This window comes from Myxococcus llanfairpwllgwyngyllgogerychwyrndrobwllllantysiliogogogochensis (assembly GCF_006636215.1).
Lineage (GTDB): Bacteria > Myxococcota > Myxococcia > Myxococcales > Myxococcaceae > Myxococcus > Myxococcus llanfairpwllgwyngyllgogerychwyrndrobwllllantysiliogogogochensis.
Map to the genome: position 1 here is coordinate 1 of NZ_VIFM01000702.1, position 494 is coordinate 494.

General features: G+C 53.2%; 1 protein-coding gene. It reads left to right on the forward strand.

The features are described from left to right. Positions 1-494 (forward strand): preprotein translocase subunit SecY (locus tag FJV41_RS55540; RefSeq protein WP_368773786.1); only part of this gene is annotated, 494 nt, incomplete at both ends.

Consider the following 494-nt stretch of genomic DNA (forward strand, 5'->3'; position numbering starts at 1 on the left):
ATGTTCAACATGTTCTCTGGTGGTGCTCTCAGCCGTGCTTCTATCTTTGCGCTGGGGATTATGCCGTACATTTCGGCATCGATCATCGTGCAGCTGCTGACGGTGGTTTATCAACCGCTGGCGGAACTGAAGAAAGAAGGGGAGTCTGGTCGTCGTAAGATCAGCCAGTACACCCGCTACGGTACTCTGGTGCTGGCGATATTCCAGTCGATCGGTATTGCTACCGGTCTGCCGAATATGCCTGGTATGCAAGGCCTGGTGATTAATCCAGGCTTTGCATTCTATTTCACCGCTGTTGTCAGTCTGGTCACAGGGACTATGTTCCTGATGTGGCTCGGCGAACAGATCACTGAACGTGGTATCGGTAACGGTATCTCGATCATTATCTTCGCCGGTATCGTTGCGGGACTCCCGCCGGCCATCGCCCATACTATCGAGCAAGCGCGTGAAGGCGACCTGCACTTCCTCCTGTTGCTGTTGGTTGCAGTATTAGG